Consider the following 15,284-nt stretch of genomic DNA (forward strand, 5'->3'; position numbering starts at 1 on the left):
TTCGTTATCATCGCTTTTGGATAAGCTTGCCTGAAAAATTTCTACTGTGGCCCGAACGGGGCGCGATCGCCTGCCAATGTGCAGGAACAAACCAAAGGAATATCGGATGATCATCAAGCCAAAAATTCGCGGTTTTATCTGTACCACTACTCACCCGCTTGGCTGTGAGCGCAATGTACAAGAGCAGATCGCCTACACCCAGGCCAAGGGCGCTATCGCCAAGGGGCCAAAGCGGGTTTTGGTCATCGGCTCCTCCAGTGGCTACGGCCTCTCCTCCCGGATTGCGGCGGCGTTCGGCAGTAATGCCGCGACCATCGGGGTGTTCTTTGAAAAGCCGGCCACCGAGAGGAAGCCGGGAACCGCGGGCTGGCACAACGCCGCCGCTTTCGACAAGCTGGCCCACGAAGCAGGCTTGTATGCCAAGAGCCTCAACGGCGATGCGTTCAGTCACGAAGCCAAGCAGAAGACCATCGACCTGATCAAGGCGGACTTGGGACAGGTCGACATGGTGGTTTACTCGCTGGCATCACCGGTGCGTAAAATGCCGGACACCGGTGAAGTGGTTCGCTCGGTGCTGAAGCCAAAGGGGGAGACTTACACCGCCACGGCGGTAGACACCAACAAGGACACCCTGTTTGAAGCGTCCATCGAGCCGGCGACCGAAGAGGAGATCGCCGCCACCAAGACGGTGATGGGCGGCGAAGACTGGGAGCTGTGGATCAATGCCTTGTCCGATGCCGGTGTTCTGGCACAGGGCTGTAAGACCGTTGCCTACAGCTACATCGGTACCGAGATTACCTGGCCCATCTACTGGGATGGCGCTTTGGGAGATGCCAAAAAGGATCTCGACCGTGCCGCTCATTCGTTGGACAGCCAGCTGAGCAACATCGGTGGCAGCGCCAACGTGGCGGTGCTGAAGTCGGTGGTGACTCAGGCCAGCTCCGCCATCCCGGTAATGCCTCTGTATATTGCCATGGTGTTTAAGAAGATGCGTGAAGAGGGGGTCCATGAAGGTTGCATGGAGCAGATCTACCGCATGTTCAATGAGCGCCTGTACAAAGAGGATGGCAGCGCTGCCGAGGTGGATGAGTCCAATCGCCTGCGCCTGGATGATCTGGAGCTTCGCGAAGACATTCAGGCCCATTGCCGTGATCTGTGGAGTAAGCTGACGAATGAGAACCTGGCTGAACTGACCGATTACGTTCAGTACAAGGAGGAGTTCCTTAACCTGTTTGGTTTCGGTGTTGACGGCGTCGATTACGAGGCTGACGTTAACCCGCTGGTGGAGTTTGATGTCATCGACATCTGAGCCTGACCGCCTGAAAAAAAACCGCCGTCTGGCGGTTTTTTTATGGCTGCGGTTTGGCGGCCAGATGATCGAAGTGGGCGTGGTCGTTGCAACAGAAACTGGCCAGCAACACCTTGGGCACCGGAGAAAAGGGCTCGGTATTGGCCGACAGGTAATCGGCCTCGACGTCGGCAATGGGGCGAATCCCCATCTCAGGCTGGCTGAGACCGGGATAGCGGAAGTCCACCAGCCGCTGCTGCCACTCGACCCAGTAGTGAGGCGTGTCGCCAAGCTGCCGGTGCTGGCCGCATTTCAGTTGCCATGGCTGGTTGTGATGGTCGAGCAGGCTGGCCACCACCTGGCTCAGTCTCTCAGACGTCAGTGTCTGGGTCTGCAGGGCAAACAGGTGGTTAAGCAGATCGTCAGGGGAAAACAGCATCATGGTCCGGGCCGGTGGTTGCATCGCTCGCACAGGGTAGCCTGCCCAGGGCCGCGCGCCAACCCCTTTCTGGGTAGAGTTGGTGAGAGGCTGAGGGCGTTGGCCACCGAAGGCTACAGCTGATAGAACAGGTTGATCCAGCCGCTCCAGCCAAGGGGATCGTCGACGCCGTTGTCTCCGGCCCAACCGGCCCCGAGGCGCAAGTTGAGGCCGTCCAGCTCCGGCAGGGCATCGTCCAGCTCGGGGCCCAGCCCCTGCAGCTGGAACTCAATGCCATAAACCGGCAGGCTGCTGCCCTTATCCATCTGGTATCTCTGATAGAAGGTGCGCACGGCCTGGTAACTCACTCCGGCTTGCCACTGCTGCAGTTCCTGGCCCACCAGGGCGGACAGTGGCAGGGCGGCGTTGGTGTGCTGGCCCCACGGCAGCCAGGAAGGGGTCAGGCTGGTGTCGCTGCCACCGAGGCGAAGCCGATCATAGTCACTGGGATTCCCAAGCAGGTTGAGGCGCTGATAGCCGCCGGACAGGCGCCAGTCGCCAAATCCCAGTGCTGCAGATACTGTGCTGTCGTAGCGGTGCCACTGCTGCTGGTCGGTTTCACCGCTGCTGGCGCGGCCACCGAGGTGATAGTGGGCATTCCAGCGGCCGCGCTGCCAGTGGCCGTTGGCAGTCACATCGGCATAGGCGCTGCGCTGGTCGATGCCATTGCGACTCAGGGCCCGGTCATCAATCTGGCTGAGGGTTGCGCCGGTGCTCAGCTGCAGCGACAGCCAATCACTCCAACGGCGTTGCCACGCCAGTCCCAGGTGGGCACCGCTGCGCCGCTCATCCAACTCTGGGGCGTTACTGCCATCGAGTCCTTGCAGGTCCTGCTGCAGATAGTACAGATCGCCATGAACCTGTATGGGCCAGCCTTGCCAACGCAGGCTGGTGAGCAGTCCTTGTTGGTGGCCGCTGGGATCCCAGTGTGCCATCAGTTGCCAGCGAAGCCGGTTGACGGGATCGCCGCCTTTGAGGCCCACTTCAAGCCCCTGTTGCCAGGGGGACAGGTTGGCGCCAAACGCCAGCGCGAGGTAGTGCGGGCCGGTGCCGTAGGGTAAGGCTTCCCGGTTAAGGTGCGGCAGCGGCGTCGTATCGGCGACCTGGGTGGGGGCGGCCAGGGTGATGGCGGAGCCGACCTGGTGGCTCAGGGGTTGCCGGTACAGGCTTTGTCCCTGGCTGTCGGTGGCCACAAAGTAGAGCCGCTGATCATCCGCGGTGGCCGCGGTTGCCAGCAACTTGTGGCTGGTGAGGCGCTCGAGCCGGTTGTGTTGCAGATCCAGACGGTAGTTGGCAATGCCGTCCGCTTGTCCCAGAGTCAGCAGCAGCGACCGGGCGTCGAGCCACTGGGGGTAGCTGATGAAGTTGCCCTGATTGACCTGGTTCAGCCCAAGCTGCTGCTGATCGCCCTCACTGTCCAGTATCAGTTGCCAGTGGCCGTGCCGGTGCCGCAGGAAGCTGATCTGCTGGCTGTCGGGGCGATAAGCGGGGAAGTCCAGCAGGTCATTGCCTTGTGCTTCCACCACCGGAGTCAGGGTGCCGCTGGCCAGATCAATCTCGACGATGCGGTTGTGGCCATATTGGCGTTGCAGAGCCAGAGCCCGTTTGCCGTCCTCGTGGGGTGCAACGCGCACCAGGTTCTGGTTACGGGTCAGGCGCCGGACCCCGTTGCCGCCGGGTTGCCAGGTAAACAGGTCGAAATGCCAGTTGCCGCCATCATCTTGCTGGGCCTGGCTGAAAATCAGGGTGTCTGGGTCGAGCCATCTCGGGGCGGTCATACGCCAACTTCGAGTCGGCAGTTGATGCAGGGGCTCGGGGTTAAATACCCTGGGCTCGATGTCGGCAATGTCTTCAGGATCCTTTTTCAGGCGCGCCTGTTGACGCTGCTGCCATTGCTGCCTGGCTTTAGGATTGTCGGCAGTGGGGTAGATCACCAGTCGCTGCCGGTCGCTGTTTTTGTCCTTCAGCAGCAGCGCCAGTTTGCTGCCGTCGGCGGACAAGGCTGGTCGCGACAGCCCCCACCGGTGCTCCAGCCACAGGCTGGCCTGGGGATCGCTCATTCGGGCCTCCGCCGCCAGAGCCTGATAGGTGGTTTCGGCCACAAAGCGCCGGTACAGCCGTTGGGGAGTCTGGCCAAAGACCCCTTTAAACGCCTGCTCAAAGTCGCGGCCCTGCTTGGCGGCCATGCGGGTCCAAACCGCGGGCAGGCTGTCTGTTCCATACTCGGATTGCAGCCACAGCAGGTAGCTGGAGCCCATCAGGTAGGCCATGCTCATGCCCAGGTAAGCATCGTCATCGCCGGACAGTTGCTGATAGTTCGGCAGCGCCCCTTCGCGGGCCCATTGCCGCAAGATGGCATTGACCAGGTGGTTGGCTGGCCGGCCTTTGCCATTGTGCTGATGCTCGATGACGGTGGCGTAGCCCTCTGCCGCCCAGCGGGGCACCTCCAGGAAGCCGATGTACAACGCCTGCCACAGCTGGGTCAGTGAGGAGCGGGAGGGGCGGGACAGGTGATTCAGGTGGGCTTGTTCATGCACCAGCAACAGGGTGCGCCAGTCGTCCAGATAGGACAGAACCGAGTCCGACAGCGGCGCGGTGGTATAGAATACGGTGCGGCTGCGTCCCACCAGCGGCAGTGCAAAGCCGTTAGCGACATTGAGGGGGTCGCGTATCACGATGTCGACTTTTTCCCCCAGTTGATGACCAATCTGGTTGCCGACGTGTCGCTGAATGGTATCGGCCTCCACGGCCAGTTGCCTGGCCCAGAGTTCGTATTCAGGGGTGAAATGGATGCGGTAGAGATCGGTTTCCAGGGTGCGCCAATCATCGCTGGGATGTTCGGCCAGCGCCGGTAGCGCCAACAGCGCCAGGATCAGCAACGACAGGATGGGTTTCAGGGACACGGGCTGCTCACTTCCTTGGTGACGGCGAAATAGTACTGTAGCCAGGTTTGGTTTTTTTAATCAAAATCAAAACGTAACCACCCGTGTATTCAAGTCCGATCAGTGGTGTTGTTGCTCCAGCTGGGCTTCCACTTTTTCCAGAGTCACCGTCAGCAGATCCAGCTCCAGCGCCGTCAAGGCCTTGCTGATGTAGGGCACCAGCAGTTCAATGTCGCCCAGGGCCCGATCGCAGGCGGTAATGCCCACGTGCAGCATCTGGTCGTAGCTGAACAGGGTGATGTTGAGGCTCTGATCCGGCAGCAGCACCGAATAGGGCGTAATGGATCGAATCGGCGCGCCGAACAGATAACGGGTCTCCCGTGGCCCGGGCACATTGGAGATCACCAGGTTGCTGATGGTCGGCAGGCGATTATCCAGCTTCAGCTTGCCGATAAGCAGCATCAGGGCATTGGTAGCCACAGACAGGTTCATAAAGGCGGTGGGTGAAAAGGCTTTGGCCTCATGCTTGATCTGCCGGCTGGAGATCATGATCTCCTTCAGTCGCTCGGTGGGTTGGTTTTGGCGTTTCCCCAATTCAATCAGTGCGGGTGAGAAATGGTTGTCCTTGTCGTTGGCATCCGCCTTCATGTTGACCGGCATGATGGCCACCAGAGGCTTGTCACTGGGGCGTTTGTGATCGATCAGGTATTGATGCAGAGCCGCATCGCACACCGCCAGAACCACTTCGTTGACCGACGCTCCGGTGAATTTACTGATCCGCTTAATAGAGCTGATGGGCAGATTGCCTTGAGCGATGACCCGATCGCTGATTGGGCGCTGATTAAAGAAGGTCTTTTCGGCGGTGAACGGGATCGGCATGCGACTGATGGTGGGGTAGAAGGCGCGTGAAAACAGCTTGCCGGTCAGTTTGGCCAGGTTCGGCAACTCGACGATTTGGTGGTACAGGGCACTGCCAAAGTCGTAGGCCTGCTTCAGGGTGTTGTTCTGTCTTGCCCGTCTGGGGTTATTGAACTGCCAGAACGCGGGGCTGATGCTGGTATCCGGTACCTTGGACAGCAACTGATCCATCATGGCACTGAGTTTCATGCCATCGGCACAGGCGTGATGTATTTTGATGTACACCGCGACCTGGCCACCCTTGATGCCGTCGATAATGTGGCATTCCCATAGCGGTTTACGCCGATCCATCAGTTGGCTGTGCAACTGCGCCAGCATCCGCTGCAGCGCCAGTTCGTCGCCGTGCTGAGGGGCCTGATGCAGAAATACGTGCTGTTCGATGTTTAGGGTCGAGGTGGTTTTCCAGTAGGGCCAACCGCCGGCCCCCACTTTCAGAATCCGGTTAAAGGGTGGGTTGGCGATATGGCATTGAAGCAGATGTTGAAACAGCTCTGTCGCGAAATTGTGGTTGTCGGGTTCAACCATCAACAGGCCGCCCACATGCATGGGGGTATGTGCAGACTCGAACAGGACAAACGAGGCATCGATCAAAGACAAGCGGGCCATATCAGCAAACTCCATCTACTTCGCAGGGCAAATTGTAATCCGGCACCAATCCATTTAGGCCGGAACTTTAAATTAAGCTCATAGCGATTGTGGGTCAATGACTTAGATTAAGTTGTTATTGAAATACGGTTTTAATTAATTGTGGCTGATATTTGATGTTTATCACTTTTTATGAAGGTCGTACCTGTTCAGGATCGCAAAAAGTGGCTAATGGGTCAAATTGTAAATAAATCAGTTAATTCCACTGATTTTGGTTGGGTTTTAGGTTGCTTGATTGGCTATAAAATGTACTTATTCTTCGTTGCTTCAGAGGAATGCAGTTCGATTAATAAGTAAAAGTGAAAATACTTAATTTACCCTTTGTTACTATTCGAGTCTTAAAGTCGCCGATAGCCGCGACTGTGTACTCTACGACCCTTCATGCCCGCTTCCGGGTACCGCCTTTGGGATGTCAGAATGACCTATCTGCAAAACTTAAGCATTAAAACGAAATTAGTGGCTGCCAACCTCATCGGTATTGTGATGGTTTTGGTGGGCGCCGGCTTTGCGCTGTCCAGCCAGCTGTCGGTGGTGGACTATTACCAGAACTTGCTGCACAACGACGTTCGCGCCCGCGAGGAGGTGAAGGTGGTTGAGGTGGAGTTTAAGAACCAGGTACAGGCATGGAAAAATGTGCTGATCCGGACGGGCTCTCAGGCAGACCGGGATAAGTACTGGGGCAAGTATCTGAAGGCGGAAGCCTCGGTGCTTGAGCATGCCCAGGCGACCCTCGAGTTGCTGCAGCAGCTACAGAGCATTGAAGCGGAGCGGATGCAGGGGTTCATCACCGAACTGCAGGATTTGAACCGGCAATACCGCCGGGGCCATGAGTACCTGTTAAACAGTCAGTTTGATGCGGTGGCCACGGACCAGCAACTGCGGGGCATCGACCGGGCACCTTCTACCCTGCTGGCAGGGATTGTGGAAGAGATGACCGCGACTCAGACTCGCTTGATAGAGGAGCACCAGCAACATGCCGAAGATCAGTTGCTGGTTGGGGTGATTGCTCTGATCGGAGCCATTGTGATCGCCATACCGCTAGGCATGGCGGTGGGTAATGCGACGGTGGTGACCCCCACCCGGGCGTTGGGAGCGTTCCTGCAGCAACTGGCGTCGGGCAATTTTGCCGCATCCTTGTCTCTGCAACAGCGCGATGAGGTTGGGCAACTGGCGGACGATGCCCGGGAGTTGCAGCAGCAGCTGGTGGTTATCGTGCAAAATCTGCGGCAGGTTTCCGATGCACTGGGGGCCCAGTCTGAGGCTCTTAAACAGGAGATGACAGCCAGTGGGGCCGAGATCCATGAGCAGAATGCTCAGACCGATCAGATGGCCAGTGCCATGACCGAGATGGTGGCATCGGTGACCCAGGTCAGCAACAGCGCCCAGGTGGCCGCCAATAATGTGGCGGAGACCAATGGGCGTCTGGGACAGAGTAAAACCGGCCTGGATGAAACCAAACGCAATATCATCGAACTGCAGGGCGCCGTGAGTCAGTCCGGTGAGGTGATGCAGCGATTGGAGCATGAAAGTCAGGAGATCGGCGCCATTCTGGATGTGATTCGTAACATTGCCGATCAGACCAACCTGCTGGCTCTGAATGCGGCCATCGAAGCTGCTCGGGCCGGTGAGCAAGGAAGGGGCTTTGCGGTGGTGGCGGACGAAGTACGCTCTTTGGCGTCACGGACTCAGGAATCGACCCAGCAGATTCAGACCATGATCGAGCGTCTGCAGAAAGAAACCGAGGAAGCCGCCTCCTCCATTCGGCATGGGCAGCAGTATGCCGATGTCTGTGCCGGTCAGGCGCAGGAGGTGGATGACATGCTTACCCAGGTGACAGAGGAGGTGAGCCACATCAGCCAGATGAATATGGAGATTGCGGCGGCGGCCGAGGAGCAGAGCCGGGTCAGCGAAGAGATCAGCCAGAGCGTCATGCGCGTAAAGGAGGTCGGAGAGTCGGTGGAAGCCAACGCCAGTCAGGCGCTGGTGGTAGGGGAACAGATCCTGAGCCATGCGGATGAACTGCACCAGGTGGTATCACGGTACCGGTTATCCTGATGTCAGCCTGAGTAACACCAGGGTGGGGGGGACTCCACCTTTTTTTTGTCAGTAATTGAGGCGGTGAGGTGCAGCTGGCCTTCTTCTCATCGCGAAAAGCAACCACCATGGCGACAGAACCACGGCAAATTGACACCCAAAAGTCGCTCAACCTCCAAGTAGTAAAGGGGTTGCACCGATACGCAGTCAGCTTCCGGTGTGTCATGTGATTTTGGGGGAACTTGAGAGCCTGCGGTCGGCAGAGCGACACTGACCCACACCGTGTGCTGGTGGAACAGGAGTTTCATTACGGCATGGGTGTATGAATCTTTATTTACCGTAATAACGGGCTTTAGGTTGAGTTTTTTAAACCCGATTGTGCCACAGAGATTGTTGATTAGAGTCACAACAACGCTTCCGAAGAACAGGTAGTTTTAATTTACTGAAGCAGGAATGCCATTGACTATGCACTGTCCCAATACCCAACAAGCGGAAATTAAGTGCCAGATTCTTTTGGATGCAGCAGAGCAACTAATTGAAGAGCAAGGAATAATTTCGTTTGAGTTTTCAGATATAGCCAAGGTGGCCAACTGCTCTACCGGCTCGGTAACCCGTTTTTTTGAAAGTAAGGAGGACGTGCTGCTGTGCCTGTTCCTTCGCAGCGTCACCGCCAACAATATTTCAGGAATTTTGAATTTAGAACAGGGGCTTAGCTCTCAGGAACGATTTTTGGTGCCGATACTGACTACCTATGAAGAGGTTGCTAAAAACAGCCGCTTTATGTCGCTTAGGTCGGTGTCGGTCAACAGCAAAGTGTGGACATTGGCCAGTTGTGAAAAAGTGGACAGGTTTAAACTCAGGGTCAATCGATTTTTTGATTTAATCCATCAACTGGCACTGGACGCCCGAGCCGAAGGGGCGCTTGATGAAACTCCGGAACGGGTATTACTCCTGACGCAGATGATCTATTTTCAGCTTTTCGGTCAATCTACGGCGTACGAAAGTAAACTGATTGATAGTATGGTTGATGACCAGCGGGAAAGGGTTGAGATGGAATGCATTTTGGCTATTATTAACTCTTTCAAATGGAATGAAAAAATTGATGCAGAGCAGTACCTTAAATTAAGAGGGCGAGTGTTTCGCTTTATTGAAACAGGGATAAAATCCAAACCGTCCTGTAAAAAATGCCAGGATGCCAACCTTAAGAACCGTCGTCACTCTTAGTGTCGATGGCGATTGTAAAGTCCCCGGGTCGCACTCCTCACCACTTTTCGCTACACTACTGTTCATTCATACAGTCATCGTGTCGCCATGAAACTCTACATCGCCGAAAAACCCAGCCTGGGGCGCGCCATTGCGGCGGTGCTGCCCAAACCCCATAAAAACCACGACGGCTACATTGAGGTTGGCAACGGTGACTGCGTCAGTTGGTGCGTCGGCCATCTGCTGGAGCAGGCGGAGCCGGGCGACTACCAGGCTCACTGGCAATCCTGGCAGGAGCAGCACCTGCCGATTGTGCCCGAGGAGTGGCAGCTGAAAACCCGCAAGGGTTGCCACAAGCAGTTGACGGTCTTGCGCAAGCTAATGAAGCAGGCACAGCAACTCATCCATGCCGGCGACCCGGATCGTGAAGGGCAGTTGTTGGTGGATGAGGTGATTCATCACTGCAAGGTCAGCCGCACCAAGCAGCAGCAGGTTCAGCGTCTGCTGGTCAGCGATTTAACCCCGACGGCGGTGACCCGGGCACTTGGGCAACTGCGCTCAAACCGTGAATTTGTGCCGCTGTCGGTGTCGGCATTGGCCCGGTCGCGGGCAGACTGGCTGTATGGCATCAATATGACCCGGGCCTACACCCTGCAGGGGAGAAAGGTCCACTACCAGGGGGTGCTGTCGGTGGGACGGGTGCAAACGCCGCTGCTGGGGCTGGTGGTGCGCCGGGATAAGGCGATCGCCAACTTCGTCTCCCGGCCCTTCTTCGAGGTGTTGGCACATCTGGTGACCGAGGATCGGCAGCCGTTTTCTGCCAAATGGCAACCCAGCGAGGCGTGTCAGCCCTACCAGGATGAAGAGGGGCGGGTGCTGTCGAAACGGCTGGCACAGAACGTGGCCGAGCGCATTACCGATCAGCCAGGGGTGGTGACCCAGGCGGAGAAGAAGCGCAAGTCGCAGTCGGCTCCCTTGCCCTACAACCTGTCGGCGCTGCAGATCGATGCCGCCAAGCGGTTTGGCTTCAGTGCGCAAAAGGTGCTGGATCTGTGCCAGAACCTGTATGAGCGTCATCAACTCATTACCTACCCTCGCTCCGACAGTCGCTACCTGCCCAAACAGCAGCATCGGGATGCCCCCAAGGTGTGTCAGGCGGTGGCTCATCACTGCAGTGAACTGCAAACCGCGGTGACCGGCGCCGATCTGAGCCGGAAAAGCCGGGCCTGGAACGACGCTAAAGTGGATGCGCACCACGCCATCATTCCCACCGGTAAGCAGGGCAGTACCCGCCTGAGCGCCGAGGAGGCGAAGATCTACCAGCAGATTGCCCGCCAGTACCTGTTGCAGTTTTATCCGGATTATCGCTTTGATGAGACCAAGGTGACGGTGGCCATCGGCACCGGTGTGTTTACCGCCGCCGCCAAGGTGCCGGTCGAGGCGGGCTGGAAGGTGCTGTTCCCTGCCAAAGAGGCCAAAACGGATAGCGACGGCGACGAGGGTTGCGCATCGCTGCCGGTGCTGCAGCAGGGACAGACACTGCATTGTCGGCAGGGGGAAGTGGTGGAGAAGCACACCCAAGCCCCTAAACACTTTACCGATGCCACCCTGCTGGCGGCCATGACCAACATCGCCCGTCACGTGGCCGACCCGAAGATCAAGGCGATCCTCAAGGAGACCGACGGTCTGGGCACCGAAGCCACCCGGGCAGGCATCATTGAGCTGTTGTTCCGGCGGGGGTTCCTGCTTCGACAGGGCAAGCAGATTCAGGCCTCCGACGCCGGCCGTGCGCTGATCGACAGCCTGCCCGAGTTGGCGACCACTCCGGACATGACCGCCCAGTGGGAAGCGGCCCTGGAGGCGATTCGGGAGCGACAGCAGGGCTATCAGGGTTTTATGCAGCCGCTGCAGCAGCAACTGCAGGGGTTGGTTGACCAGGCGCGTCAACACGTGCCTGAGTCATTGCGGGGGGTGCAGGCGCCCAAGCCTCGAAGAAAGCGCAAACCTGCCGCTGCCCGGGGCGCCCGGGGCAAGAGCTCTGCGCGTTCGTCGACCAGTAAAAGAAAGGCCTAGCCCGGTGCAGGCTTTGTGACCTGAGCACTCTTAATCCCATGGGAAAACGGTCAGAATGCTGCTAGAAAACGTTGGCGCTATCGTCCGGGTGCCAACGGAACCCCCATCCAGCCCCAATCAACAAGCAGTGGTTCTATCATGGTGCAACTCCAACAGTTTCAGCAGCAAGCGCTCTCCCTCATTCGTCAACCCAATCTGACCCAGAGTCAGAAGCAGTTGGCACTGTCGCAACTGGCGGAGTCGATGCTGCCTGAACCGGCATTTTCGGCCGAGGTTCAGCAAGGCCTGGAGCAGGGGGTGTTTCATGACATGTTTGAGAGTGCGGCCCCCTATAAACCCCGCTACGTCCTGCCCGATTATGCCTTGGCGCTGCAGCAGGGGAGTGAGTTCCTCGAACTGGCGCCGCCTCAGGATCTGGACGAGGCGATCAATTTTCTGTCCATCCTGTACCAACACGTGCCCTCCGTCACCAGCTACCCGGTGTTCCTGGGACAGCTGGACCGATTACTGGAACCCTTTGTGGATGCGGGCCTGACGGATGCCCAGTTAGAGAAAAAGTTGAGCCTGTTCTGGCAGATGATCGACCGCACCTTGCCCGATTCTTTTGTGCACGCCAATATCGGCCCCGAGGACAGCCGGGTGGCACGGGCCATCCTCAAGGTGGACGCCAGCCTCAAACAGTCGGTGCCCAACCTGACCTTCCGCTACGATCCCGAGTGTACGCCGGATGATCTGTTGCAGCAGGTGGTGGACAACATCATCGCTTGCAACAAGCCTCACATCGCCAATCACCCGGTTATCGCTGCCGATTTTGACGATGACTACGGGGTGGTGAGCTGCTACAACTCCCTGCCCATCGGCGGCGGGTCCCACACCCTGATGCGATTGAACCTGCGCGCCTCCTTCGACCGTTGCGACGGCAGTGTCGAGGATTACCTCAGCCGGGTGGTGCCCGAGTGTGCCGGGCAGATGGCCGATGCCATGACCCATCGAATCCGTTTTCTGGTGGAGGAGTCCAATTTCTTCCAGTCCCACTTTCTGTGTCAGGAGGGGGTGGTGCGGCTGGATCGCTTTACCGCCATGTTTGGCATCTACGGCCTGGCGGAACTGGTGAATCAGCTGATGGATCATCAAGGCAAGGCCGGGCGCTATGGACTGGATGCCGAGGCCACCGAGTTGGGTCAGCGCATTGTGGCGGCCTATCAGTTGCAGGTGGATGCCATCGACATGATCCACTGCGCCGATGGCAAACTGGTGTACCACTCCCAGTCCGGCATCTCCTGCGATGCCGATGAAACCGCCGGCACCCGAATTCCGGTAGGCAGCGAGCCCGACACCCTGAGCCACATTAAGCTGTGCGCCCCCATGCACCGTTATTTCGATGGCGGCATCAGCGATATCTTCGCCATCGACCCCACCATTCGTCATAATCCAGCCGCTCTGACCCGGCTAGTGAAAGGGGGGCTGGAGCTGGGGCTGAGAATGTTTACCGCCAACCTCAGTGATAACGATCTGGTGCGGGTCACCGGCTTTATGGTGAAGAAATCCGACATCGACAAGTTCCGTCAACAGGCGGAACGGCACCACTCCACCTGCCTGGGCGCGGAGGCCGTGGATGTGGTGGGGATTCTCGAGCGCCAGGCCCGGGTGATCAGCCACGAACAGCACCCGGCGGCACTGTGGAAATAACCGCGCTGGCACCGATGATCGCGGCCCCGCAGCCGAAACCGGCGACGGCCCTGCTGAGCAGGGTACTGGATTTCAGCTGTGTCGACGGCCCCGGCAGCCGCATGGTGCTGTTCTTCCAGGGCTGCAACATGGACTGCATCGGTTGTCATAACCCACAGACCATCGGCCTGTGCAACCACTGCGGCGACTGCGTGGCCCATTGCCCCAACGGTGCCCTTGAACTGGTGCGAGGTGTCGGCCAGCGCAAGCGTATGCGTTGTGACGCCGGGCGCTGCCTACGCTGTGATCAGTGCCTGCCCCACTGCCCTCGGGGCGGCAACCCCAGTGCGGTGGCCTACACTCCCGAACAGCTGGTGCAGTTGATTGCCGACCGTGCGCCGCTGCTTGATGGGGTCACCTTTTCCGGCGGCGAGGCCACCCTGCAGCATGGCTTTATTGGCCGCCTCTGCGATGCATTGGCGCAGGACCCGCGTACCGCCCGTTTGGGACGGTTGCTTGACTCCAATGGCCTGTTGGCCGCCCGCCACTGGCCGGCTCTGCTGCAGCGTTGTGACGGGGTGATGCTGGACATCAAGGCACTGGATGAGTCTCTGCACCGCCGCCTGACCGGTCGCAGTAATCGACAGGTACTGGAATCTGCCGCCCTGCTGGCAAGGGCCGACAAGCTGACGGAGTTGCGTTGGCTGGTGATCGAGGGTGTCAACGATGGCGAAGCGGAGGTGCAGGCACTGTTGGCGTTGTGGCGCTCGTTAGAGTCTGGGGCACCGCTGCGGCTGAACCGCTTTCAGCACCACGGTGTCGGCGAGCGGGGACAGCAGATGGCGGCGACCTCACAGGCCCGGATGGAACAGCTGCATCAGCGGCTGCAGCAGCAAGGGGTTCCCCTGCTGCCGCTGCCCCGGATAGACTAGCGAGCCGTATCTTTGGCGCCGGGGGCTGGTATCCTCGGCGCCGTTACCCTTATCAAGGATTGCCACGCTCCCCCTTGCCCATACCACCGCTGATACCCTGGCATCGATGATCCCCTTAGGGGGGGCCACATAAGTCTCAATGCTACGGTTAAACTGCTTTATGTCCTCCCCCGACATGGACGCATGGAGCTTAACGAACCGCTGTTTCCCGGCCTGTTACCGCCACGGCGGTTTCGTACCGATGCCGGGCGAGTTAGCTCCGGCGCAGGCCCGAAGCCAGGTGAGGAGGATTGGCTCCTAAAGGACTACTCTGTGCCCTTGATCCCCTCGTGGGGGGGATGTTTCAGCTGCTCGTCGGCCAGATCCTGGTAGGCGTCCCTGAGGGTCAGCAGGGAGTTGTCTTCGTTGCTCAGGCGACTGGCGATTTCAGACAGAATCCGTTCATAGAACTGGTTGTTTACCCCGGCGGTCTTCGCCTTGTAGTGAAACTCGTGGGTGATTTGCCCCCAGGCGTCCTGCAACATGGTACGGAGCTGAATTTCGCACACCATACTGCCATCCTGTATCTCTACCTCCCGCCCTTTCCGCTGCACCTGGTCGTAACCTACATCCGCCAGCAGGTGGATGGAGCGATAGCCGGAGGTCTTGGGTTGGTCGATGTAGTCCTCGACCTCATTGTGGATCGTCAGGTGTTTGGAGCCGTTGATAAACTGTTGCATGCCGCGGCAGTCATCGACAAACCAGCACACCACCCGGGCGCCAATGAGATCCTTGATCACCTCTGTGGGATAGTAGAACTGCGGCCAACCTCGTCTCTCCAGCTTCTTCAGGAAACTGCCCAGGCTCTTTACTCGGGTGGTGATGGTGATCGCCTCCTGGGGCAGGGTGTTTTCCAGGGTGTAGGCTTGGGCCAACTGGCTGAGGCGGATGTTGAGCAGGTCGCTGATCTGCTCCATATCCTTGCCGTAACGCGCGTAGAAGCGGATTGCCCGGGCCTTGAGTTCATCCGGGGTCAGGGTTCGTCCTTGATTCATTTGGGCCTCGTGATCGTCAGGGCGGGGACACCGTGTGTCCCTTGAGTATCCCGATTCTATCTCAAGAGCCTGGATAAGATCAGCCTCTGTATTCGGTCAGCGGGACGTGGTACCGGCATCAAGATCAGA

At 58.3% G+C, this 15,284-nt stretch carries 10 protein-coding genes; 6 read left to right on the forward strand and 4 right to left on the reverse strand.

The window, feature by feature from the left end; all coding sequences use genetic code 11:
• Positions 1-106 precede the first annotated feature (106 nt).
• Positions 107-1,309, forward strand: coding sequence for an enoyl-ACP reductase FabV (fabV, locus tag BLT77_RS15735; RefSeq protein ID WP_090367161.1), 1,203 nt, complete (start codon positions 107-109; stop codon positions 1,307-1,309).
• A 40-nt stretch (positions 1,310-1,349) separates the two neighbouring features.
• Here the strand turns inward: fabV and BLT77_RS15740 are convergent, their stop codons facing one another.
• From BLT77_RS15740 to BLT77_RS15750, 3 genes are all read right to left on the reverse strand, one after another.
• Positions 1,350-1,760: a hypothetical protein gene (locus BLT77_RS15740; protein ID WP_143026653.1), complete on the reverse strand. Its 411-nt coding sequence runs from the start codon at positions 1,758-1,760 to the stop codon at positions 1,350-1,352.
• An 80-nt stretch (positions 1,761-1,840) separates the two neighbouring features.
• Positions 1,841-4,669 carry a TolB-like translocation protein gene (locus tag BLT77_RS15745; protein WP_090367165.1) on the reverse strand — a complete coding sequence of 943 codons (2,829 nt, stop codon included), beginning with the start codon at positions 4,667-4,669 and terminating at the stop codon, positions 1,841-1,843.
• Positions 4,670-4,768: 99 nt separating this feature from the next.
• The gene (locus tag BLT77_RS15750) at positions 4,769-6,172 is read right to left on the reverse strand and encodes a wax ester/triacylglycerol synthase family O-acyltransferase (protein WP_176819341.1); all 1,404 of its coding nucleotides are present in this window, start codon (positions 6,170-6,172) and stop codon (positions 4,769-4,771) included.
• A gap of 456 nt (positions 6,173-6,628) precedes the next feature.
• Here BLT77_RS15750 and BLT77_RS15755 point away from each other — a divergent pair, with 456 nt between their 5' ends.
• The 5 genes from BLT77_RS15755 (at position 6,629) to BLT77_RS15775 (ending at position 14,121) form a co-directional block, all read left to right on the forward strand.
• The gene (locus BLT77_RS15755) at positions 6,629-8,266 is read left to right on the forward strand and encodes a methyl-accepting chemotaxis protein (RefSeq protein ID WP_176819342.1); all 1,638 of its coding nucleotides are present in this window, start codon (positions 6,629-6,631) and stop codon (positions 8,264-8,266) included.
• A 432-nt stretch (positions 8,267-8,698) separates the two neighbouring features.
• On the forward strand, positions 8,699-9,469 hold the full coding sequence (locus tag BLT77_RS15760) for a TetR/AcrR family transcriptional regulator (RefSeq protein ID WP_090367172.1): 771 nt from the start codon (positions 8,699-8,701) through the stop codon (positions 9,467-9,469).
• Positions 9,470-9,556: 87 nt separating this feature from the next.
• Positions 9,557-11,521 carry a DNA topoisomerase III gene (locus tag BLT77_RS15765; RefSeq protein WP_090367174.1) on the forward strand — a complete coding sequence of 655 codons (1,965 nt, stop codon included), beginning with the start codon at positions 9,557-9,559 and terminating at the stop codon, positions 11,519-11,521.
• Positions 11,522-11,659: 138 nt separating this feature from the next.
• Entirely contained in the window at positions 11,660-13,210 is a 1,551-nt protein-coding gene (locus BLT77_RS15770) for a YjjI family glycine radical enzyme (RefSeq protein ID WP_090367177.1), read from the forward strand.
• Positions 13,201-14,121, forward strand: a complete 921-nt coding sequence (locus BLT77_RS15775; protein ID WP_143026654.1) for a YjjW family glycine radical enzyme activase — start codon at positions 13,201-13,203, stop codon at positions 14,119-14,121. Before BLT77_RS15770 ends, BLT77_RS15775 begins: the two co-directional genes overlap by 10 nt.
• A gap of 305 nt (positions 14,122-14,426) precedes the next feature.
• Here BLT77_RS15775 and BLT77_RS15780 read toward each other — a convergent pair whose 3' ends face one another.
• Positions 14,427-15,155, reverse strand: a complete 729-nt coding sequence (locus BLT77_RS15780) for a GTP pyrophosphokinase (RefSeq protein ID WP_090367183.1) — start codon at positions 15,153-15,155, stop codon at positions 14,427-14,429.
• Positions 15,156-15,284 lie beyond the last annotated feature (129 nt).

Source organism: Ferrimonas sediminum (assembly GCF_900100175.1).
Classification (GTDB): domain Bacteria; phylum Pseudomonadota; class Gammaproteobacteria; order Enterobacterales; family Shewanellaceae; genus Ferrimonas; species Ferrimonas sediminum.